Below are 20,618 nucleotides of genomic sequence, written 5' to 3' on the forward strand. Positions count from 1 at the left end.
AAAGGGATCTCTCATGCATGACGTACTGATCGCCGGCGGCGGTCCGGTCGGCCTGTTCCTGGCAGGCGAGCTCGCCCTGTCCGGCTGCTCGGTACTGGTCCTCGAGCGAGACCAGGAACCCGGCTCGCCGTTGCAGGCCCTCCCGCTCGGGATGCGGGGCCTGAGCGCCGGGTCGGCCGAGGCGTTCTACCGCCGCGGCCTGCTCGAAGCGATAGTGACCGCTTCGGGCGCCGACGAGAACGAGATCGGCGCGGATCCCGAAGCGATAGAAGCGCCGGATCCGCGTGGCGTGAGCCATTTCGCGGGCATCGGCCTCGACGCGGCCAACATCGACACATCGGCGCTCCCGTTCCGGCTGCCGAGCCCGGCGATGGAAGGCTTCGTCACCAACCTCGAAGCAGTCTCGGCGGTGCTGACCAAGTGGGCGGCCGACCTCGGCGTCGAGATCGTCCGAGGTGTTCCCGTCACGGCCGTGACCCAGGACGACGAGTCCGTGGTTGCCATGGCAGGCGGGCAGGAATACCGGGCCCGCTGGCTGGTGGGATGCGACGGCGGGCGCAGCACGGTTCGCGAGCTCGCCGGCTTCGACTTCGTCGGCACCGACCCGCTGTTCACCGGCTACATCGCACACGTCACCTTCGCCGACCCGCAACAGCTGAGCGTCGGGTTCACCCTGACGCCCACTGGCATGTACCTGCGCACACCGTTCGAAGGCCACCTGGGCATGATGGACTTCGACGGCGGCGCGTACGACCGCTCCAAACCGCTGACCCGCGAGCATCTTCAGACGGTCCTGCGCCACATCTCCGGCACCGACGTGAAGCTGACCGAAGTCCATCTGGCCTCCAGCTTCACCGATCGAGCCATGCAGGCGACCACCTACCGCAAGGGTCGGGTGCTGCTCGCGGGCGACGCCGCGCACATCCACTCCCCCCTCGGCGGCCGTGGGCTCAACCTCGGCATCGGCGACGCCGTGAATCTCGGCTGGAAGCTCGCCGCCACCGTCCACGGGCACGCACCCGAGGGCCTGCTCGACACCTACACCAGCGAGCGCCACCCGGTCGGCGCCTCGGTGCTCGACTGGTCACGCGCCCAGGTGGCCACCATGAAGCCGGGCCCCAACGCCCCCGCGCTGCGGCAGCTGGTCCACGATCTGATGAACACCGCCGACGGAACAACACACACATACCGGACGACATCGGGCCTGTTCGACCGCTACGACCTCGGCAACGAGCACCCGCTCGTCGGCCGGACCGCGCCGGACTTCCGCTTCGAGGACGGCACCCGCCTCGGCGACCTGCTGCGCGGAGGCCAGGGCGTCGCGCTCGACTTCAGCAGTGACCGCGCGCTGCAGGTCACCGCCAAGGGATGGGCGGGCCGAATCCGGTACGCCGCAGGCCAGGTGCGCAACGACCTCGGATTCCGCGCCCTGCTCATCCGCCCCGACGGCATCGTGGCATGGGTAGATGACGCCGCCCCCGATCGCGACGGTTTCGCGCGGGCCGCCACACACTGGTTCGGCCGCCCAGCCCAGTGAAACCAAAGCTGTTCAGGATTGTCGATCCGCTGCCCAGAACATCCAACCGCCAACGTCGGTCCGCGGACCCGGGACACGGGGTCCGGCGCGGACGGATGTCCCCAGATCAGTCTTCGAACACATTGCTACCACCAAGTCCGTATAAGCATCCTGAAATGCCGACGAGCGGATATCAACCGGCGAACTTCGCGGCGGCCTGCGCGGTGACAGGAGTGAAGAGGTTGATCAGGTTGCCGTCGGGATCGCGAAACAGCAACGACCGGTTCCCCCACGGCATCGTCGTGGGCTCCTTGACGAGATCCTCGACCGTATCTCGCAACCGCCGGTAATCGGCATCGACATCGGAGACCAGGAATTCGATGATCGCCGTGTGATTGTCGGCTGGGCGCGCGCTGCCCGCAGCGAACAGCGCCACGGTGCGGGTGCTTCCGATCGCGAGGGTGCCGGCCGGTGTGACGATTTCGGCGAAATCCGGTGTAGCCCAGTTCGCTTCGACGCCGGTCACGTGCTGATAGAAACTGACCAGCCGCTGGATGTCGTCAGTGATCAGACGGATCGAGACGAGCTTCATTGTGTGCTCCTGCTGTCGGATGAGACGGAGGTTCCACCGCCGCACGCCACGGTAGAGCCGATACCGGACAGTTTCCGCCCGGTATAGATGCGAGAATTTCCCGATGACGCGCCCCACCGCCCGAGTGCTGGCTCTGCTCGAGCTGTTGCAGACCGGAGGTACTCATACCGTCGGTGAGCTCGCCGGCCGGCTCGGCGTCGATGAACGCACCGTCAGGCGATACGTCACACATCTCACCGACCTCGATATCCCGGTCCGATCGGTGCGGGGCCGCTACGGGGGATACCGGCTCGCTCCCGGATACCGAATGCCACCGCTGATGCTGACCGACGACGAGGCGGTGGCCGTGTTACTCGGGCTCCTCACCAGCCGTGGCGCCGACCGGCCGACAGCGGCCGCCCGCGCAGCCGACAGCGCGACGGCCAAACTCCGCCGCGTCCTACCCCCACGTCTGACGGCCCGGCTGGACGCACTGATCAACACCGTCGAATTCACCGCCGACGCGCGCCCGGAAGTGGCTGTCGAGACCGCCGTCCTGCTCCGGCTCGCCGAGGCCACCCGCGAGCACCGACCGGTCGCAATCGGATACACCGACCGAAACGGGCGGTCCAGCCAACGGACCGTGCACCCCTACGGGCTCGTCGACCACTCCGGCCGGTGGTATCTGACAGGGATGGACAGCAACAGTGCCGAACTACGCCAGTTCCGGCTGGACCGCATCACCACGGTGAGCACACAGCCCGGAACGTTCGCTCCGCCCACCGAATTCGAGCCGGCCGCTCACCTGCTGTCCGCATTTGCCAACGCACCCTATCGGCACGAGGTATCGATCCGAGTCCAGGGCACACTCACCCAGGTCCGCCCGCTGCTCCCCGCGACGATCGCGACCGTGCACGAGATCGACTCGCAGCCCCCTGACACCACCCCGTGGGTCCGGATCCGAATCCGCGCCGAACAACTCGACTGGATTCCCGCCCTGCTCGCCGGCCTGAACCGCCCGTTCATCATCGAGCACCCCGACACCCTCAACGACGCCGTACGCGCCCTGGCCCGCCGACTCACCGCGGCCGCCGACGCCGATACCAAACCCATAGGTAGCAGCCAGGACGCTCGGTAATGCCGCTGACCGCGCGGGCTGTTCCGGGCCTCAGGAATGCAGAGTCGGCCCTGCTCGCCGGGGTGAGCGTCGAGTACTACACGCGCGTGGAGCGTGGCAATCTCAAGGGTGTCTCCGACAGTGTGCTGACGCTCTCGCCCATGCGCTGAGGCTCGACGACAGCGAATGTCCATGTACGACCTCGCTTGTGCCGCCGGGCCGGCCGGGAATCGGGCCCGGCAACAGGCACCCCGGTCCGCGGTGCGGCCGAGTGTGGCGCGGATCGTCGACGGAATCCCGGGGCTGCCCGCGTTCGTGATGAATAACCGCCTCGACACGATGGCCGCCATGTACGAACGCACCAGAAGAGATTCGCCCTCGGGCAGAGGACTGTGCCGTGCGCCCGATTGTGCACTACGGCAGCCGAACCACGCGCAACCAACATCGCGACGTCAAGGCCGATACAAAACCTTAGATCCGAGGCGACACCGGAGTCTCGGCTCATAGGAAGTGAACCGGGGCCGAGACGGTACCACGCTCGTTGACCTCAATTTGCCTTCGTTGCCGAACACGTGTGCGGCACCGACGGTGTTCAGCGGGAGTTGCGGAGCACCACATCGAGATTGTGCCGCAGGTCGACCACGGTCGGATCGTCGGATCCATAGGCAGCCAGGGCCGTGCGGTAGGCCTGGTCCAGGAGGAGTGCGGCCCGCTGCCTATCGCCCGACTTGAACAGGCCGGACCCGACCGCTTGGGCGGTGGCCAGCGTTTCGGGGTGATCGCTCCCGAGCGCCTCCTTCTTGGCCTCGAGAACCGCCAGGAGCAGAGGGAGCCCCTCGGCCCACTCGTGCATGAGTAGCAGTGCGGAGCCCAGGTTGTGCGCGGCGCCCAGCGTGAGGGGATGGTTCGGGCCGAGGGTGCGAGTGGCGCGGTGGTGGGCGTCGCGATGCCGCGCGGCGGCATCGGGAAAGTTCCGCTGCTGGTAGCAGGCGGATCCGAGGGCGTCGATCACGGTGATCGTGAAGGGGTGCTCCGGTCCGATCTCGGCTTCGCAGTCGGCAAGCAGTTCGGTCAGTGCGGACTCGGCCGATCCGTGGCGGCCGGCGTCGAGCAACTGCAGCGCATCCCGCAGGCGCCGTTCGAGTTGCGCGGGAACGCGATTCGGTCGACGCCATGTGAATCTCAATGCGGCCTCCATCCCCCGGCGTTTTCTTCAGGGTACCCGCCGCCGCCCGCGCATTCGGCAATTCGAATCGCGACCTCGAAAAGCGATGTCGTTGCGCTGCACCCACTTCGACGCGTTCCGCACACCCACCGACCGTGCCGATTACGTGCAGCGCAAGTCGCCGTCGCCGAATCCGCGGACACGCTGCACGAGCGGCCGCGCCGAGTTTGCGCCCAACCGGCGGTAGCGCTGGAGCGAATCGACGCCTCGGCTGAACGCGCTCATCAACGTCCGGCTCGACCGTGCCCGCGCCGCCGAAGACGGCGAACCACAGCAGGCTCACCACTGGGCACCAGCCTTTCCCCATTGTCCGTCGTCCGCAACCGCATCCGCGGCAGCGTCGGCCGCAAACGCCGAGAAGCGTGTCAGATCGCTTGACGCCTCGGTAATGCCGATGAGCGTGCCTGATCGATGGGGATGTTCGGTGGCGTCGCAGCACCACTAAAAGAGGAAAATCAAGAACCCGAAGCAAGCCACTCCTGCGCAAAGCAGAACCAGCAACAAAGTACTGACGAACACCGAGCAGCAGAAGAGCACCCAAACAAACCGAGCCTTGCCATGCGCTGCTGGTCGAACCACATCCATTCTGCCGGGGGCACCCTCTATCTCGACGACACCCACCTTGCTGGCCGCAATCCTCTCGAGGATCGCTTCGGTTCCGCCTCCATGCCCGACCTGTTCACTCTCACCCACGCCGCCAGATTGCCACAGAACAGGAACCCTAGTGGCTGATGGCAAGGCGCTACATTGCTGCTGGGCGCGCGGTCACGAACGTCCGCATCTGCCGCGACCCGCGCGATCCCGAGGGCCGCGGCACCAGTCGCCCAACGCACTCTCCTGCCGATGCAGCGTGGGCAGGAGAACTGATCTACTGATTCTTCTGCCGGGGCGATAACCGGCTGAGCTCGCGAACATCGAGGACGAAATGCCAAGAGTCCCTGCGCCCTACCGGTTCGATGATGGCTGCGATGACGAGGAGGGTTTCGAAGCCGCACCGGACACACTGTCAGAGGGCGACGCCAGGCTGCTGCTCGGTTACCTGCGGTCGGCTGAGTGCATCGTCGCAGCGCCAGGGGTCATCGAAGATCCGTTCGTGCCTGGCAACCCCAATGCCCGGGTACGCATCGGGTGGATGACCGACGGTGAATGGGTCTGGGAATTGGCATGGGAAGACTATGTCGAGGATCGTCGTGCCGCGCCGCCGACGGACTTCATCAACCATGTAAAGAGACACAATTGGGTTGCACCGGACGTACCGGAGCAGCGTCTGCTAGCGATCGCTCGCCAGTTCGGAATGCCCGACGACTAGAGCCGGCCACTGCGCACCTGCGGGTGCACCTTGCTACACGGGACGACGCTCCTGGAACGCAGGCTGGTGCCGCTCGGCGGGCGGTCTCGAACGTCCGCATCTGCCGATGAGCGTGCACAGAATGCAGAAGCGCTGGTGTTGGATACGGTGGGCCGCATGCCTGCCAACCCATCGGACCAGCAATCGGTAGAACAAATCGAGGGTCCGGCTTGGCCTGAGCCAGCATCAGATGCAACCTACGTGATCCGAAGAGTCCACCAGTTGCGTCGGGTTCCAGTCGGGGAGCTGAGCATTGAAGACGTACGAATCATGTTGTCGCAGAGCATCGGAACCGTCGCGATCCTGCCTCGGGTACTTGACATGCTGGAGGAGAATCCGCTGTCTGCGGGCGACTTCTACCCCGGAGATCTCTTGGTCGCCACACTGGGGCTTCGCCGTGAGCACTGGTCGGATCACGTCGGACTGCTGGACAGAGCACGACGCGTAGCCCAGCGAGCGGATGCCATGACCAATCAGCTGAGCGGAGCTCAGGCCCCTGAACTTCGCCGCCTGGTCGGTGAGTTCTTGTCGAACTAGTTCGGTTCGAGGGATATCGAACCGAACTCACATGCCGCTGATCGGTTGTCCGGCAAGGCGGCTCGATGAGGTCGCCTGAACCCGCTCTTCTGCCGATGGCAGGTCGTTGTCGACCCGGCGAATAGGGAGATGCCCCCGACGATCTTCGATCAGGACTTGCCGTCGTCGACTGGCGTGGTGGGGTTCGGTCGGTTGGATTCATCGCCGAGGCGCGCGTGCAGCCGTTCGCGGACCTGGTCCGGGGTGTATGCGCGACGTTTGCGTTCGGCCCGCACGATGACCACCCCGGTCGCCGCGACACCCGCGGCCCCGGCCAGACCCAATATCTTCCACCAGCGCATGCGCCTAGGCTAGTCGCTGTGCCACGCGAAACGCCGCTAAGTATCGGCTTGGACGAAGCAGTAGAGCTAACGCGAACGGGGGATCTATGGCTGTTTCGCGGGCATTCTCGCGCCGATCGCGCGATACGGGGGTTGACCAACAGTCCGGTGAACCACGTCGGCATGGCAGTGGTCATCGATGACCTACCGGCGCTGATTTGGCATGCCGAGCTCGGTCGGGCACTGCCGGATATCTGGTCGGGTAGCCACCATCGCGGAGCCCAGCTACACGACTTGCGGGCTGCGGTCGTCCGATGGACCCAGGAGTACGGGCAACAGGCGTGGATGCGTCAGTTGGATCGGCCGGTGACCCGCGAGATGGAGGATGCAGCGCTACGGGTGGTGGCAAGGCTGGACGGTATGCCCTTCCCCTCCACCGGCGCGCTGGCGGGGCGCTGGTTGCTGGGCCGGGTGCCGGTACCGAAGCGGTCGAAAGAGCGCGAATCCGATCAAGCCGGTCTGGAGAACGCCTACTGCGCGGAGATAGTCGCGATGACGTATGAGGCCATGGGCTTGTTGCCGAGTAGACGTCCGAATTGGTATGACCCAGGCAGATTTTGGAGTGGCGACAGCCTGCGATTGGCTGAGGGGTATCACCTTGGCGGGGAAATCACGGTGCACATTCCCGACCACTGACTTCGACGACTTCCGCCACGGGTGACACCACCTCATCGTGCACGGATCACGACCCGCGGAAGCGCGGTAATGCCGATTATCGAGTGGTAGACGCTGATCAGCCCTGGGATCATCGAGGTCGGCGTTTGACATCGGTGCTGGTAGGAGGAAATCGCGGATGACCACGGTGCGGCGGTTCTGGATCGAATTCGACCCTTCGACCGCATCGCTACCAAGTCGGTATAGGCATCCTTGAATGCCGACGAGCGTGCGCATTACGGGACGACTAGCCAGACTCTGTGGCAGATACGGTGTTGCGGTGGTATCGACCTTGAGTAAGGGCGATGGTTGCGTATTGCCAGCCATCGCAGTCTGTTGGCTTGCCGACGATCCGCAACCAGGAATCGTGTTAGTCGAATTGGTAGACGCACATGGTCGTCCTCATCAGCTGGTCGGCAAGAGTGCCTACTTCGGTGTGGGGGAGCTACTTCCAACATCGCCCTATCCATGCCCGACAAGCATTCAGTGCCAAGTCGAGGACATCAACGACGACCTGGCCACTGTCAAGACTGCGGACTGGTTGACCGGCGGCCCTGACCACATACCTTTCGCTTTCGACGTGTATCTGGACATCCTCGTTCCTACCGACCACCTACCGCCGATCATCTGAGCCAGGCGCGTCTACGTCCGCATCTGCCGCGACCCGCGATCCTAAGGGCCGCGGCACAGCCGACGAACGCACTCAACTGCCGATGAGCGCCCGTCTGGGCGGCGCAGCGGAGGGCGTCCACCTTGCGGCATGGGCGAACGCTGGATACGTTGACGCCATGATTCTTTCAACTGGGAAGGGCGTCGTGCGCCTCGGGCGGTGATCCCCGGAAATGCCCAGACCCACGGCGCGCGCCGTCGTGCGAGTGTTGGGTCGACCACCCGAGATCGCAAGCGCTTGCAGCGCAAGCGTTTGACAACCATCAGCGAGATCGGATTCGACTATCGGCCGGGACCGCCCGGACGTACCGACGTCCACCAGATCATGCCCCGCATCGATACCATCCCTCTGACCGATCTCATCGACACCTTCGAAATCTGCGCTGGCATGGAGCCTGCGGGTGACGCGTACGGTGGTCTCGTTCCCCTGTTCTTCCGGTTCGAGTCGGCGACGGACCATTTCTACGGGTCCTCTTCCCTCAGGAGACAGAAGACCCCCGTACTTGCCTGCAGTTGCGGGGAATTGGGCTGCTGGCCGCTGCTGACGCGCATAAGCCTGACCGGCGACCTTGTCGTATGGGACTCCTGCGAACAGCCCTACCGCACCACTCGTGACTACACCGCATTCGGCCCCTTCTTGTTCGACCGCAATCAGTACGACAAAGCTGTCCAGAGGCTCGACGCCGCAATCGCCGCCCACTGACATGACCAAATTGCACCTGCCCGTTGCGCAACCGGATCACCCAGACTGCTCGTGGAACATCCTGTACTGCCGCTGATCGCGCAAGCTGCTCAGGGCCTTGGGAGTGCAGAGTCGGCCCGCTCGCCGGGGTGAGATGTTCGTTACACCCTCCTCAGACCAGGGAACGGGAGGGAGACAACAACGTCGCCGCTCCCATCTGCGGATCAGTCTTCGACCACATCGCTACCACCGAGTCGGTCGGAGCATCCTGAAATACCCAGTTGAGTGTGCTGGCGGTGGCATTCACACGAGGCGGCTGTCGGCCGAGCCACGTCGCCTCTCGGCGTGTCACACATAATGCGTGCCTATCTGATCGACTGGGCGGACCTCGAGGCTGTCATCGGTTCCAAAGACGAACAGCTTTTGAAGCGGCTGTGCAGCAGCGACGAGCGTTGGAGACAGAACACTCAGGTGGTTCAGGCGATCATCGAGGGCGGGCCTCTTCGATCCGAGCAGGGCTGAAGACTACGTCGATACTCTCGAGTCCATCTGTGAAGCCATCGGTGGCGAGTTCGTCCTCGATGCCGACTTCCGCTTCAGCAATGAGGATTTCGATGAATACGAGCTTGTCAACGGCTTGAACGATGGCACCCTCCTGCCTGTGGCCGAGGGAGGAGGCTGGGGCTCCCGGTGCTGGCGCTGGATGTGATCGGAGACATGCCTGCTTCGGGGACCTTCGCCGACTGTACGAAATAGTCTCAGGGCAGGGAGGTGTCAGGATGGTTGATCGCAAACGAGGTGTCGCCGCCTCCGAGGTACTGGAGATTCTGAACTACTTCGGTAAGTGCCCGATCTGCGGTCATCCGGCTCGTGCGTGGCACATCACCGCGGAGTTCGACGAATCTCGAGTCGAGAGCCAAGACATCGCCGAGTGCGGTGGTTGGTGTGGCTGGAAGGGCCCGGTGCGGCCGGGCGCGATGACCGACGGCGCATTGGTGCTTGCCAAGCAGTGCAAGGAGATCAGAGCGGCGGCTCTGGGGCTGCCTTCGGCCTGAGGTCCAACATCCTGTATTGCCGCGACCCGCGCGATCCTGAGAGCCGCGACACCAGCCGACCAACGTACTCAACTGCCGATTTCAGTGCATTTCGTCCGGGGTCGACTGGCCTTCGTGGACTCTCGTGTACTCATGGTTGCGGTCGGCATGATGGACTCGTCGGATGGAGAAAGCCATGGGTCTCGATACTCATTTCGCCCGGCGAGCACAAGACATGGAGCTGAAGCCGATCGACCCAAACCGGCTTACCGAGCGTGAATACCTCCGACAGTTCGCGGCGCGCCCGGGCATGTTCATCGGCTTCACCAGTGTTCGTGGCGTGACGTGCTTCCTCGACGGTTACGACTATGCCGCGCGCCGATCAGGCAGTCCGGGCCTCGATGGCTTCCGCGACTGGCTTCTTGCCAATCACCTTCGCCGCCACAGCAGTTTCGCCTGGCCCGGTCTGGTCAAACAGATCGCGCTGCCCGAGTGGGACTTCGTCACAGATCTCAGTCCCGAGCAGGAAATCCACACCCTCGAGGTTCTGTTCGACCTGCTCGATCGATTCCTGGCAGAACGTGAAGCCGTCAGCTGAGTATCCGCTTCTGCCGCAGATCGCGTGGTCGCGAACGTCCGCTCATGCCGAGTTGAGTGCGTCTTCCTAGCCCGCCGACGCCGAGTTATCAACATCGATTCAGCGCGGCCTACCCGGAAATGCGACGCGCAAGATGGGCGCGGCGCGCCATTCAGACTGGCCGAAGACGTTGAGACAGGATAAGAGTGTGGCGCTGACGCAACAGTTCGTTCGGGTTTCCACCAGGCGGCTGGCTCTATGCCAGTCATCGGTCGACGAGGTCGACCGATTGTGCTCCTTCGAGGGCGCACCTGCGTCGGACTATCGAGACCTCGATTGGGCAAGGGCTCCTCTGTTGCGCGTATTCGAACTGTCAGGAGTCGACGCCGAAACCCTGGCCACAATGCGGCACGCGCTCGACGGACACGAGGAGCTCAATCTCGAGTACCGGGGCCACCCGAACACGATATTGGTGCACCCGGTGACAGTAGTCGCACCGTACACGGTTGCCCAGATCGCAAAGACCTTGGCAGAGAATGACTTCCGAATGGTCTCGGCAGCACTGCCCGAGGATGCCGAACAAGCGCGGCAGGCCTTGGGTGACCCGATTTCAAGCCTGCTGCGCCACCCAACCGAGTACTTGGCCCCGCATTTCGACACCCTCCGTGATTTCTATGTCGAGGCCGCTCAGCGGTCGATGGCTGTCGTTACTTGGTGGGATTGATCCCCGCGATGTTCAGGCCGGGCCTCACGTCCGCACATGCCGCTGACCGCGCGCACTCGGTGACTGGCTACGCGGCCACCGGTCGCGATACCGCCGACCTCACCGCGAATTTGGTTCAGCAATCCGGCCAGGGTCCCCTATTTCACGGAAGCGATCGACCTAGCCGAGCTCCGCAAGTGGTGTGAGCACGTAATCATCGCGAACGAGATGCAGGACATCCCTCAGTACATGTTCGACCTGGTAAGTGTTGGTGCACCCGGAGAGATCTTGTCCATCATCGGATTTTCCGCCAGCGGGGTATCTCGGCAGGAGGATGAAGCGTTGTACGGCATCGCTTTTGGACGCGGTCGAGACGTTTTCGATCCGCCTCTCGCCGACGGAAGCGAAGCGCGCGTTGCAGACCAGACCGGATGTGCTTCTGCGATTCCGAGACGTTTTCCCGTTCATCGAGCTCACGGCATAGCCGACGGCAACACGCTCTTCTGCCGCCTATCGCGCGGTCCCGAAGCATCCGCATCTGCCGAGTACAGGAGCCTCGAAGCCGGAGATCAGGCCATCAGAGCTCGGTAGTGAGGTGGGCGTCGGCCGATCGGTCGACGGGACTCGGGACAGCTGAGTCGGGAACGGCTCCCGCGGCTGACCTGTTTGTCTCGCGACTCGCCAGCGAGGCGCGCCAACTCGCTATGAATCGCTCGGCTGACTCAGCGGAGATCTCCTCATGAGGCTCGTCCGTTCCGGGGTTGTACCGTCGGAGGTAGTCGGTAGGACCCCATGTGAAGTCCCCGCCGAGCGCTTCGTCGGTCGGTACCGGTCGGGTGGCGATCCGGCGCACGAGGCCGGTAGTCCGACGTGCACGCACGCCATCGGGGTAGCCTCTCTCGTCATCGATCAATGCGAAGTAACGCACTGCGGGTTCGTTACCGCCAGGCATCGTTGTTGTCCTTCAACGGGATTCGCGTCACCGCTCTTGAGTTCTCATAGGCAAATTCGCCAACGCGGCATACCGGGGGCTCACTTGCTGCCGCGCCATCATACGTACTGTATTGCCGCTTACAAACTAGTCCTGACAGGCCAGCCCGCCGCCGGCCGCACGCATCATCATCATCATGCCGAATAGCGCGCTACCCGAGCTACGAGACTGTGTCGTCGAGACGCGTCAGCGCAGGGACATCATCGGCGTCCCGACGGAAGCCAGTCAGTGCCCGCGCCAGTTCCAAGGGCACCTCGTAAATGTCGATCCCGTCACCGATCTCCTCAGCGCCGACCGCGCCTGCCTGACCTGACCCCATGAGATCGGTCCGGCGACTGCGAGAGCCTTGCGGCCCACGTAGTGGGCAGGAAGGCTCGATGACCATGGCGACACGAAAGAGGCACACACCTGAACAGGTCGTGCGCAAGCTGAGCGAGGCTGACCGGCTGCTGAGCGAGGGTAAAGACGTCGCTGACGTGTGCCGTCATCTGCAGATCACCGAGGCCACCTACTACCGGTGGCGCAACCAGTTCGGCGGACTGAAGGCCGACGACGCCAAACGGTTGAAGGACCTCGAACGCGAAAACTCCACTCTGAAACGACTTCTCGCCGAGGCGGAGCTGGAGAAAGCTGCGTTGAAGGAGATCGCCAAGGGAAACTTCTAGACCCGGAACGCCGGCGGGCGGCCGTGGCGCACCTGATGCGGGTGCTGACGGTCAGTGAACGGTTCGCCTGCCGGGTGACCGGGCAACATCGAAGCACCCAACGTCACCATTCTGCCGCCACAACCAGCGCAGATCCCGATGCGGCGTTGTGTGAGTGGCTGCGTAGCTGGGCGAAAACCCATCCACGGCAAGGGTTCCGCCGCGCCTACCACGACGCCCGCGGCGAAGGCTGGATAGTCAATCACAAGAAGATCCAACGCCTCTGGCGCGACGAGGGACTACGAGTGCCGCAGCGGCGCCGCCGAAAACGCCTGGGCACCTCGACCACCACGGCGACGGAGGCAAACGCACCCAACCGGGTATGGGCAGTGGATTTCCAATTCGACGCCACCGACGACGGACGCCCAGTCAAGATCGTCTCCATCGTCGATGAGCACACCCGCGAATGCTTGGGCGGGCTGGTGGAACGGTCGATCACCGCCGACAGACTCATCGACGAGCTGGACCGGATCGCCGTCGATCGCGGCTACCCCGCCGCGCTGCGTTGCGACAACGGGCCAGAATTCGCGTGCCATGTGATGGCTGACTGGGCGGCTGAACGGGTCGGACTTGCGTTCGTCCCACCCGGTCAGCCCTGGCGCAACGGCTACATCGAATCGTTCAACGGCCGCTTGCGCGACGAATGCCTCAACATCAACAGCTTCTGGTCCCTCACCCAGGCCCGTGTCGTGATCAGCGACTGGAAGGGCGAATACAACCACCGCCGAAGACATTCCGCTCTGGGCTACAACACCCCAGCCAGTTACGCTGCAACCTGCATCCACCGATAACCGGCTCTCACACGCGGTGGACCGACTACCGGGGTCCCGTCATGCCCGGATAGCAGCGAACTCAGCCGGTAGGTTTCCCCGGACTTCGAGGTCGTCTGGTTCCTCGGTGTCTCCCACGTGGTGCAGGACCCAAACTTCTTTTCCGTCAAGCCAACCCGCCGCCGCGCTGACTGGCCCCTCGTAGGAGTCGTAGCAGTAGACGGCCTCGCCGCCAATGGAGATGCGGGCCATGAATTCGGGGGCGTAGTCGATCATAAAGTCCTCTTGGACGCCATGGTCGACCACCACACGCCAGCCCCCAGGCAATACTGCGCCAGCGTACTCAGATTCGTGTTGTTCGTATTCCACACCGCTGTCAGCGAGGCCGAAGGCAGCGAGCACGGCTTGCGCTTGCTGTCCGCGAACCGCGACCCAGGAGATCGTGTAGGCCATAGCCAGGAAGGTATCGGATCCTGCTAGCCCGGGAATCCCCCTGGATGGTTTGTCGCCCTGTTGCCGCCGACATGCAAGGGTGCGACTCCTCGGTCCTCGCAAACGCACTGTCATGCCGCCTACCGCGCGACCGACCAGCCTCTCCGACACTTGCAATGGCACCTGCGCGCAGACTTGATCGGCTGACCGGCTCGGTGGTGGGACTGAGTGAGGAATTCTGAGGTGTTCTTTGCGCTGCTCAGGCAACGTGAAGTACGTAGCGTGCACACCTGGCTGGGGTGAGATGTCCGTTACACACTCCTCAAACCTGAGCACAGAAGGGACACGACAACGTCACCTCTCGCGTCCGCGGTTCAGTCTTCGACCACATCGCTACCACCGAGTCGGTCTGAGCATCCTGAAACGCCGATTATGTGATGTCGGGTAGGCCTGCTCGAGCTGAGTCCTATGGTCTGGGGATGGCCCTCGATGCTCGATACCAGGCAGTTCCATACGAACCGCTGCTCGAACGCGCGATGCGCGATCGCGAGGCCGCCGAGAACGCCATCCAGTTTTTCAGCAGCTTGGCTACCAGCGATGGCTCCGATTCGCAGTACTGGGACGACCCAATCTGGGTAGAGCTGGCCCCGGTCGCTCGTCAGATCGTGAGGCAGCGACCCGGCATTCTCGACCGGACCTTCTCCACGCGGGCGTGGGACGCGGTGTACTGGTTGCTTGCGCCCAACCGCCGGAAGCAGGAAGAACGCAATCCAGCCGGATTGGCCGAGATCGCAGTGTTCGGGGCGCAGTCCCTCGCTTCGGGTGCGACTGCGGGGCAAGGGAGTCCGCTTCGGTTTGTTCGCCCGACTACTGCGCGGACCATAGCTGAATATGTGGAGAACAGTCTGAAGACTGCTTCACATCTGTTCGACGCTGAAGCGATGGAAGCATCCGGTGTCTACAAAGGACCGTGGGATCGCGACTACCTTCTCGATCGGCTGGCCCAGTATGCCGAGTTGTATCGACTTGCCGCCGACCTGAACGAATGCGTACTGGTAACACTCGACTGAACCAGCGGTGCGGTCAAGCGATTGGTGTCCCGCGATCGACTCGCAACCGGATGCCTTCTGATGCCTCGACCCGCGCGGTCTGAGGTCGTGACGAAAGATCAACGGCGCGACATGATCTCGAAAGCCTGCATCAGTGGAACGTCCGCAATTGCCGATCATGTCGCGGGGCCGCGGATGCTATATCCATCGAACAGTCGCCCTCCGAACCGATCCAGAGCCTTAGCGACTGCACCGACCATCGGCTCGATCACATCAGACGCTACCGATTCCACTGCGCTCGCAAGCACCTGCGCGTAGGCAGTTCCTGTGCTCCGATCGAAGGCGTCTAGTTCTCGGTGCAACCATTTGCCGCTGCCCGTCCAACGCCTGTTCCCCGTAAGCACCAAGTCCGCTGTTGCCTGCCAGAAGGTAGTCGCGATCATCAACCGCTCGGCAGGATCTTTCGATCCGATGAGATCGTCGAGCGGATCGGTGATGCGATAGCGAGCAGATCGTAATTCCTGGTCGGTCAACGGATCAGGCCCCAAAGCGAGCCGCTTTGCGTAGGACTCCCGAAGACGCGCGCCGCTGCCATCGACATCGTGAAGAACGTGACTGTGCGCGATCAGCCGTAAGGTGGCAGGCCTGCCCGCGGCATGTTCCTTTGCGCGGAAGTGTTCCAGGGATGCTTCGGTTTGCACGAACAGCTCCACGGGCCATGAGCAGTGTGATGCATCGATGAACGGCAGGGTGCTGGCGAGGCCGTCAACAGTACGGTGATGTCCAGATCGGAAGTAGCCGTGGCGATTCCGAGTGCGACGCTGCCACCCGGCTATGCCGCCCGCGCCTGTGGGAAGTCACGCTGCACCAGTTGGCGTGCGACATCAATTCCGTCGATCGTCATCGCGCCAGTCTGGCATCGAACCCCTCCCGGCAGACGCCGGCAACGGCGGAGGCTTCCGGCGGTGATCCAGCTCGGTGTTGGCGACCACACCATAATGCAGCCTATTGCAGGGTCACGAACGTCCACTTCTGCCGACTACCGTGCGTCTGCTCCGGAGGCAGCCCCAGCCTGTCAAGACGAGTCCGACGGGTGTTGTCGGCGTACGGTGGCCCGCTGGTTCAGTCCAGCGAAATCCGCGATAGTCCGCGGTACTTGTGACAACGTGGTGACACTGTGCCCGCTGGATTACGAGCCGAAAAGCTCGTGTCCGCTGGCGATCTGCAGACGACGGTGGGGTGCGATACCTTCCCCACTATGTCGGTCGGGGAAGAACAACGAGCAGCACTGTTCGCCATCATTGATCTGTGGGCCACGTACGTCGATTCGGCGCGTGAGAGCATGACCTACTCACTCGAGCACCTCGACTCGACAAGGTTTTCAGCGGACGGTGCGCTCGTCGATGCGCTTCGTTGGGATCGTCTTATCTACCTCGAGTGCCGGACGAGTCCGCTGGAAATCCGCACAGGACTCGAGGGCCTCCCCGCGACGCCACCTAACCTGACCTGGGAGTGGTTCACCTGGACCAAGGATGACGACTGGGACTACGACGACATGCAGGAATTCGTGGGCCCACTGGTTGAAAAATGCCTCGAGATGGATATCGCGGTCGTGGGCGTCGACGTGGATGGGGACGGGTTCACCCTAGGCTTCATCGAGGCGGACAGGCTCGATGAAGTGCTCAGCCTGGCGGAAACGGCTGGGGCCAAGATCGTGGTTCATCATGCAGGTCCACCGACGCGTGACATGGCATGGTCTCGTTGGTTCTGAGTACTTTTAGTGTCCGACGGCCCGAGGACGGCCTGGAAGCCTGGACGGATAGACCGATCGGCAATAGTCGGCGGATTGATGCCTGCCGCCCGCGTGTGCGCACGTCAGTCTGGCACACCACGGTTGGCCGCAGATTGGCCCTCTGCCGTCTCGCGAAGGGAAGGTGACCCCATGCAGACAGGGCCTAGCCTCTTCACTGCGAGTCGAAAAGCTCGTGTCCGCTAGCGATTCTGTACCCCTACGTGAAGTGGCGAAAGATTGCAGACGACTTGGAAGGGCTACCTGGCTTTCCGGAAGGGATGACCTGGGAGTGGTACGACTGTAGTCGGATCGAGCACTGGGAACCGGACTACCGCCGAAGCTTCTTGCCGCAGATGGCCGACCGCGCGGCCGAACACGGTGTGGCTGTGATCGGTGTAGCCGTCGACGGAGATGGGCTCACGCTCGGCATTCTGCCCACTGACCGACTCGACCAGTTCACCGCAACGGCAGAGGCGGCCAGCATCCGAATCTTCGTGTACCGCACTGGCGCACCAGTAGCTTGAATGCGCCGCTCCCAAGGCTTGTTAGTAGAGGTGGGTAGTAGCGATCGAACGTCCTGTAATGCCGCGACCCGCGCGATCCCGAGGGCCGCGGCACCAGTCGCCCAACGCACTCTTCTGCCGATGCGCGTGTATTCGCCTTGGCGACCTCATCGGTCATGATTGGCACATGTCCATGCTTACGATGTACTGGCCACATACGACAGAGATTGGATCACTGTCGGCTGGTACGGAACTCGGCTGAAGTTGCCACCTCGCCGATTCCTGGCAGGTTGACTGCGTCGGCGCGGCATCGACTGGACGCCACTGCGTGAAGACGAGTTCCGCTGGTGGAATCCACCAGCGGACTGTCCCGGCCCGCTGCCACCCATAGGGACTGTGGTCGAGATCCATAGTGGCGCGTTGCGACGACTTGGATTGCACCCTCGCCAGCAGAGCGGGTTCGAGGTGGCCCAGCTAGGCATACCTGGGCCTTGGCCGAGTGAACGGTTGCCCTGGGGCCAGATCGAAGTCACCGCCGCCCACTGGTGCTGGCACGGAGTAGCAGACAAGCACGGCGGCGCATGGTCCTACGGAACAGGTTATGACTGGTGGGGGCTCTACTCCACGCCCTGCTCGGATCCGCCGACAGCGGCCGACAATGAATCCACGGAGTGGCCGTTCTCGATCTACCAGTGATGCTCCTGCCAACCACTGTGCCGCTGATCGCGCGAGCTGCTCCGGGCCTTAGGAGTGCAGAGTCGTCCCTGCTCGCCGGGGTGAGCGTCGAGTCCTACATGCACTGGGAGCGCGGCAGCCTTAAAGGTGGTCTCCGACAGCGTGGGCGCGCTGGCCCAGGCACTGCGACTCGACGGCACCGAGCGCGTGATCTGTACGACCTCCCCCGCGCGGCAGGACCGGCACCCAAGCCCCGGCAGCGAGCGGTCCGGCCGACGGTTCGGCCCAGCGACTCGCGAATCGTCGAAGGCATGCCGGGGCTGCCGGCGTCGGTGATGAACAATCGCCTCGACACGCTCGCCGCCAAGCCGCTCGCCCGCGCCCGGTACTCGGAGACGTACGCCGATACCACCTGCGGGGCGAATATCCGCTCGTCGGCGACCTGGAATTCGACCAGGAGACCATGACCCTGCCGGACGAAAGCGGCCTGAGTGTGGTCGCCTACAGCGCAACCTCCGGAACCGCCGACGAAGAGGGTCTGAGACTGCTCGCCAGCTGGTCCGCCACGATCGGATAGGAGCAGCACCCGGAATCCACGAGCACGCTTCGTAGGTATGGCAACAGGTTGTGCAGCGGTGCGGCGCTGCCGTTTCGAGGCGAAGCGGCTAGTGATGGGGATGCACCTGCTCGGCGAACAATCTGCGGATCTCAGGGGCCGCTTTCCGCGCTCGTGCCGTGACGATGTTCGTCGGCAGCAACGCACGCAAGGAGTGCAGTACCCAACCGAGCCGCGGAAAGATGACTTTGGCGCTTCGTCGGCTGAAGGCATCGGCGAGGACGCGGGCCACGTCCTCGACGGGAGTCAGCGCTCGTAGCGGCCCAGGAAGGCTGGCGAGCAAGGTCCTGAACGCCGCCTGGTTGTCGCGTTTGTCGGTCACCAGCGCAGTGTCGACCCAGCCCGGATGGAAGATTCCGACTTGCACTCCTGTGGAAGCCAACTCACTGCGCAGACAATTCGCGTACGCCTCCACGCCAGCTTTGGAAGCGGCGTAGGCCGAGTGACCTGGAGAATGCGCGAAGGAAGCGAACGAGGCGGTCAGTGCGACATAGCCCCGTTGCTCGATGATGCTCGGCAGGGCGCTCTTGACGATGTTGTAGCTGCCGAGCAAGTTCACTTCGACGACCCGGCGCCACACGTCGCTGTCCATCAGGTCGAGTGGGCCGAATGCCGAGATTCCCGCATTGGCCCACACCACGTCGATCCTGCCGTGGTGTCGGATCGTTGTCTCGACAGCAGCGTCACATGACGCGGAGTCGGTCACGTCCACTACTACGGTGAGCGGGTTGCCGGACAGTTCGGCTGCCGCTTCTTTCAGGCCACGGGCATCGAGGTCGGCGAGAACGGGCACTGCCCCACGCGCGATCAGGTGGGCCGCGGTCGACCGGCCGATACCGCCCGCGGCCCCGGTGATCAGAATTACCTTTCCCGCGAGGGTGCTGCTTTTCATCGAATCTCCCGAAAGCTGTTCGATACGACGGATGGTCGCCGGTTTCGCGCACGGAGCGGGGAATCCGCGAGGCGGTAGGTGCGCCGGGCGACGTCGTGGAACAGTTGGTGCGGGACGGCGTCGGCACCGAGGACTTCGGTGAGGATGCGGGCACTGGCGGGGATCGAGTGGACCGGCTTGTCGATGGGATAGTTCGACGCCCACATCGTGCGCTCGGGCCCGAAGCTGTCGTGAAGGTGCCGAATCAGCGGCGCGGCCATATCGGTCACCTCGGCGAGCGTGGCACTGGCGATCGGCTCCCGGACGGTGGATCCGAGCAGCGGCATCCCCAGCCCGGAGTGCTTGGCCACCACATTGGGAAAGGCAGCGAGAGTAGAGATTTCGTCGCGCCACAGCGCCAGCATCCCGGCCCGCTCTCGTGCGGTGCGCGCGGTGCGGCGACCGCGGGGGCCGAAGAGCCCGACCGGGGTCGCGTAGTGGTCGAGGACAAACGTGGTCTCGGGAAACTTGCCGACGAGCACAGTCGCATCCGGCAGTTGATGGGCATACAGCCACAACTCGAAGTTCAGGCCACGTTCGGCGACAGCATCGAAGCCGCGCAGGAACTTTGCGGCGGACAGTGTGTGAGGTGCATCGGCGAAGTCGCGCACCCCGGGGTCCGGGTGATGCGCCGCCGAGTATCGAACTCCTCTCACCATTGGGCTGGCCGCGAGGTGTGCGTCGAGCACCGTGGCCGCGTCGGGCCAGCGAGGATCGGTGTTCACCACCACCGCACCGAGCGTCGGTGAGCCGTTCTCGCCGAAGGGCAGACTTGCCACCCAACGGGTCTCGTCGACCGAGCCGATGTGCAGGCGCGATCGCCAAGCCGCTTCGATATGAACGACTGTGGCGACCGGAAGCTCAGCCGCATCGATGCGGTAATCCGTGGGCAGGTACGGCTTCAGAACATGATGGGGGTGCCCGATGAACTCGCGATCGGACCGGCGGGCCAACCACCGCATCCCGCGGGGGACGCGAGACATCGGACGGACCAGCCGCGCCTGCCTGGACACGTGCCGAGGTGTGGCGCACGGATCCCATTGATGCATGTGCGGGTCGATCACGGCTGTCGGCCAAGCGGCGGTCGAATAGTGCGCCACCACAACTCCTTTCAGTTGGTCGGCCCACTCCGGCGGGGCCGT

At 63.7% G+C, this 20,618-nt stretch carries 26 protein-coding genes and 1 pseudogene; 20 read left to right on the top strand and 7 right to left on the bottom strand.

Annotated features, from left to right (window positions below):
• Nucleotides 1–13 precede the first annotated feature (13 nt).
• A complete protein-coding gene (locus ACFWPX_RS08725; protein WP_378926883.1) occupies nucleotides 14–1,537 on the top strand; it encodes an FAD-dependent monooxygenase in 1,524 nt (507 codons plus the stop codon).
• Between the two features lie 172 nt (nucleotides 1,538–1,709).
• Here the strand turns inward: ACFWPX_RS08725 and ACFWPX_RS08730 are convergent, their stop codons facing one another.
• Entirely contained in the window at nucleotides 1,710–2,108 is a 399-nt protein-coding gene (locus ACFWPX_RS08730) for a VOC family protein (RefSeq protein WP_378926884.1), read from the bottom strand.
• A gap of 103 nt (nucleotides 2,109–2,211) precedes the next feature.
• On the opposite strand from ACFWPX_RS08730, the gene ACFWPX_RS08735 reads away from it, so the two are divergent.
• Complete coding sequence (locus ACFWPX_RS08735; RefSeq protein ID WP_378926886.1) at nucleotides 2,212–3,225, top strand: helix-turn-helix transcriptional regulator; 1,014 nt, start codon at nucleotides 2,212–2,214, stop codon at nucleotides 3,223–3,225.
• Nucleotides 3,225–3,374: a hypothetical protein gene (locus tag ACFWPX_RS08740; protein ID WP_378926888.1), complete on the top strand. Its 150-nt coding sequence runs from the start codon at nucleotides 3,225–3,227 to the stop codon at nucleotides 3,372–3,374. Before ACFWPX_RS08735 ends, ACFWPX_RS08740 begins: the two co-directional genes overlap by 1 nt.
• Nucleotides 3,375–3,796: 422 nt before the next feature.
• Here ACFWPX_RS08740 and ACFWPX_RS08745 read toward each other — a convergent pair whose 3' ends face one another.
• The gene (locus ACFWPX_RS08745) at nucleotides 3,797–4,390 is read right to left on the bottom strand and encodes a tetratricopeptide repeat protein (protein ID WP_378926889.1); all 594 of its coding nucleotides are present in this window, start codon (nucleotides 4,388–4,390) and stop codon (nucleotides 3,797–3,799) included.
• Between the two features lie 450 nt (nucleotides 4,391–4,840).
• Here ACFWPX_RS08745 and ACFWPX_RS08750 point away from each other — a divergent pair, with 450 nt between their 5' ends.
• The 3 genes from ACFWPX_RS08750 (at nucleotide 4,841) to ACFWPX_RS08760 (ending at nucleotide 6,314) form a co-directional block, all read left to right on the top strand.
• Nucleotides 4,841–5,161 (top strand): hypothetical protein, encoded by a 321-nt coding sequence (locus tag ACFWPX_RS08750; protein WP_378926890.1) that lies wholly within the window; start codon nucleotides 4,841–4,843, stop codon nucleotides 5,159–5,161.
• Nucleotides 5,162–5,354: 193 nt separating this feature from the next.
• Nucleotides 5,355–5,738 (top strand): hypothetical protein, encoded by a 384-nt coding sequence (locus ACFWPX_RS08755; protein ID WP_378926892.1) that lies wholly within the window; start codon nucleotides 5,355–5,357, stop codon nucleotides 5,736–5,738.
• A 156-nt stretch (nucleotides 5,739–5,894) separates the two neighbouring features.
• Nucleotides 5,895–6,314, top strand: a complete 420-nt coding sequence (locus ACFWPX_RS08760; RefSeq protein ID WP_378926894.1) for a contact-dependent growth inhibition system immunity protein — start codon at nucleotides 5,895–5,897, stop codon at nucleotides 6,312–6,314.
• Between the two features lie 149 nt (nucleotides 6,315–6,463).
• Here ACFWPX_RS08760 and ACFWPX_RS08765 read toward each other — a convergent pair whose 3' ends face one another.
• Nucleotides 6,464–6,655: a hypothetical protein gene (locus ACFWPX_RS08765; protein ID WP_378922985.1), complete on the bottom strand. Its 192-nt coding sequence runs from the start codon at nucleotides 6,653–6,655 to the stop codon at nucleotides 6,464–6,466.
• Between the two features lie 18 nt (nucleotides 6,656–6,673).
• Here ACFWPX_RS08765 and ACFWPX_RS08770 point away from each other — a divergent pair, with 18 nt between their 5' ends.
• From ACFWPX_RS08770 to ACFWPX_RS08810, 9 genes are all read left to right on the top strand, one after another.
• On the top strand, nucleotides 6,674–7,330 hold the full coding sequence (locus tag ACFWPX_RS08770; RefSeq protein ID WP_378926896.1) for a hypothetical protein: 657 nt from the start codon (nucleotides 6,674–6,676) through the stop codon (nucleotides 7,328–7,330).
• A gap of 298 nt (nucleotides 7,331–7,628) precedes the next feature.
• The gene (locus tag ACFWPX_RS08775) at nucleotides 7,629–7,979 is read left to right on the top strand and encodes a hypothetical protein (RefSeq protein ID WP_378926898.1); all 351 of its coding nucleotides are present in this window, start codon (nucleotides 7,629–7,631) and stop codon (nucleotides 7,977–7,979) included.
• 276 nt (nucleotides 7,980–8,255) lie between these two features.
• Nucleotides 8,256–8,720, top strand: coding sequence for a hypothetical protein (locus ACFWPX_RS08780; protein WP_378926900.1), 465 nt, complete (start codon nucleotides 8,256–8,258; stop codon nucleotides 8,718–8,720).
• A gap of 336 nt (nucleotides 8,721–9,056) precedes the next feature.
• Entirely contained in the window at nucleotides 9,057–9,221 is a 165-nt protein-coding gene (locus ACFWPX_RS08785; protein ID WP_378926901.1) for a hypothetical protein, read from the top strand.
• Nucleotides 9,222–9,478: 257 nt separating this feature from the next.
• Nucleotides 9,479–9,754 (top strand): hypothetical protein, encoded by a 276-nt coding sequence (locus ACFWPX_RS08790; protein ID WP_378926903.1) that lies wholly within the window; start codon nucleotides 9,479–9,481, stop codon nucleotides 9,752–9,754.
• A gap of 163 nt (nucleotides 9,755–9,917) precedes the next feature.
• On the top strand, nucleotides 9,918–10,331 hold the full coding sequence (locus tag ACFWPX_RS08795; RefSeq protein WP_378926905.1) for a hypothetical protein: 414 nt from the start codon (nucleotides 9,918–9,920) through the stop codon (nucleotides 10,329–10,331).
• A gap of 187 nt (nucleotides 10,332–10,518) precedes the next feature.
• Nucleotides 10,519–11,034 (top strand): hypothetical protein, encoded by a 516-nt coding sequence (locus ACFWPX_RS08800; protein WP_378926907.1) that lies wholly within the window; start codon nucleotides 10,519–10,521, stop codon nucleotides 11,032–11,034.
• Between the two features lie 1,106 nt (nucleotides 11,035–12,140).
• Nucleotides 12,141–12,317: a hypothetical protein gene (locus tag ACFWPX_RS08805; protein ID WP_378926909.1), complete on the top strand. Its 177-nt coding sequence runs from the start codon at nucleotides 12,141–12,143 to the stop codon at nucleotides 12,315–12,317.
• Nucleotides 12,318–12,387: 70 nt separating this feature from the next.
• Nucleotides 12,388–13,499, top strand: a protein-coding gene (locus tag ACFWPX_RS08810) for an IS3 family transposase (protein WP_378926971.1) whose coding sequence is annotated in 2 segments (ribosomal slippage) — nucleotides 12,388–12,655 and nucleotides 12,655–13,499 — 1,113 coding nt in all. Because the reading frame shifts where the segments join, the coding sequence is not laid out codon by codon here.
• Nucleotides 13,500–13,538: 39 nt separating this feature from the next.
• Here ACFWPX_RS08810 and ACFWPX_RS08815 read toward each other — a convergent pair.
• Complete coding sequence (locus ACFWPX_RS08815) at nucleotides 13,539–13,931, bottom strand: hypothetical protein (RefSeq protein WP_378926911.1); 393 nt, start codon at nucleotides 13,929–13,931, stop codon at nucleotides 13,539–13,541.
• Between the two features lie 458 nt (nucleotides 13,932–14,389).
• Between ACFWPX_RS08815 and ACFWPX_RS08820 the strand changes: the two genes are divergently transcribed.
• Entirely contained in the window at nucleotides 14,390–14,980 is a 591-nt protein-coding gene (locus tag ACFWPX_RS08820; RefSeq protein ID WP_378926912.1) for a DUF1877 family protein, read from the top strand.
• Nucleotides 14,981–15,135: 155 nt separating this feature from the next.
• Here ACFWPX_RS08820 and ACFWPX_RS08825 read toward each other — a convergent pair whose 3' ends face one another.
• The gene (locus ACFWPX_RS08825) at nucleotides 15,136–15,672 is read right to left on the bottom strand and encodes a hypothetical protein (protein WP_378926914.1); all 537 of its coding nucleotides are present in this window, start codon (nucleotides 15,670–15,672) and stop codon (nucleotides 15,136–15,138) included.
• Between the two features lie 545 nt (nucleotides 15,673–16,217).
• Between ACFWPX_RS08825 and ACFWPX_RS08830 the strand changes: the two genes are divergently transcribed.
• The 4 genes and pseudogenes from ACFWPX_RS08830 to ACFWPX_RS08845 all read left to right on the top strand — a co-directional run.
• Entirely contained in the window at nucleotides 16,218–16,730 is a 513-nt protein-coding gene (locus tag ACFWPX_RS08830) for a hypothetical protein (RefSeq protein ID WP_378926916.1), read from the top strand.
• A gap of 242 nt (nucleotides 16,731–16,972) precedes the next feature.
• A complete protein-coding gene (locus ACFWPX_RS08835; RefSeq protein ID WP_378926918.1) occupies nucleotides 16,973–17,275 on the top strand; it encodes a hypothetical protein in 303 nt (100 codons plus the stop codon).
• A gap of 965 nt (nucleotides 17,276–18,240) precedes the next feature.
• Nucleotides 18,241–18,396 carry a hypothetical protein gene (locus ACFWPX_RS08840; RefSeq protein WP_378926919.1) on the top strand — a complete coding sequence of 52 codons (156 nt, stop codon included), beginning with the start codon at nucleotides 18,241–18,243 and terminating at the stop codon, nucleotides 18,394–18,396.
• Nucleotides 18,333–18,506 (top strand): annotated as a pseudogene (locus ACFWPX_RS08845) (hypothetical protein); the annotation flags it as partial. The gene ACFWPX_RS08840 and the pseudogene ACFWPX_RS08845, both read left to right, overlap by 64 nt.
• Before the next feature lie 88 nt (nucleotides 18,507–18,594).
• Here the strand turns inward: ACFWPX_RS08845 and ACFWPX_RS08850 are convergent.
• Complete coding sequence (locus tag ACFWPX_RS08850; RefSeq protein WP_378926920.1) at nucleotides 18,595–19,437, bottom strand: short-chain dehydrogenase/reductase; 843 nt, start codon at nucleotides 19,435–19,437, stop codon at nucleotides 18,595–18,597.
• Nucleotides 19,434–20,576, bottom strand: coding sequence for an amidohydrolase family protein (locus ACFWPX_RS08855; RefSeq protein ID WP_378926921.1), 1,143 nt, complete (start codon nucleotides 20,574–20,576; stop codon nucleotides 19,434–19,436). Before ACFWPX_RS08855 ends, ACFWPX_RS08850 begins: the two co-directional genes overlap by 4 nt.
• Nucleotides 20,577–20,618 lie beyond the last annotated feature (42 nt).

Source organism: Nocardia sp. NPDC058518, from assembly GCF_042719655.1.
GTDB lineage: Bacteria > Actinomycetota > Actinomycetes > Mycobacteriales > Mycobacteriaceae > Nocardia.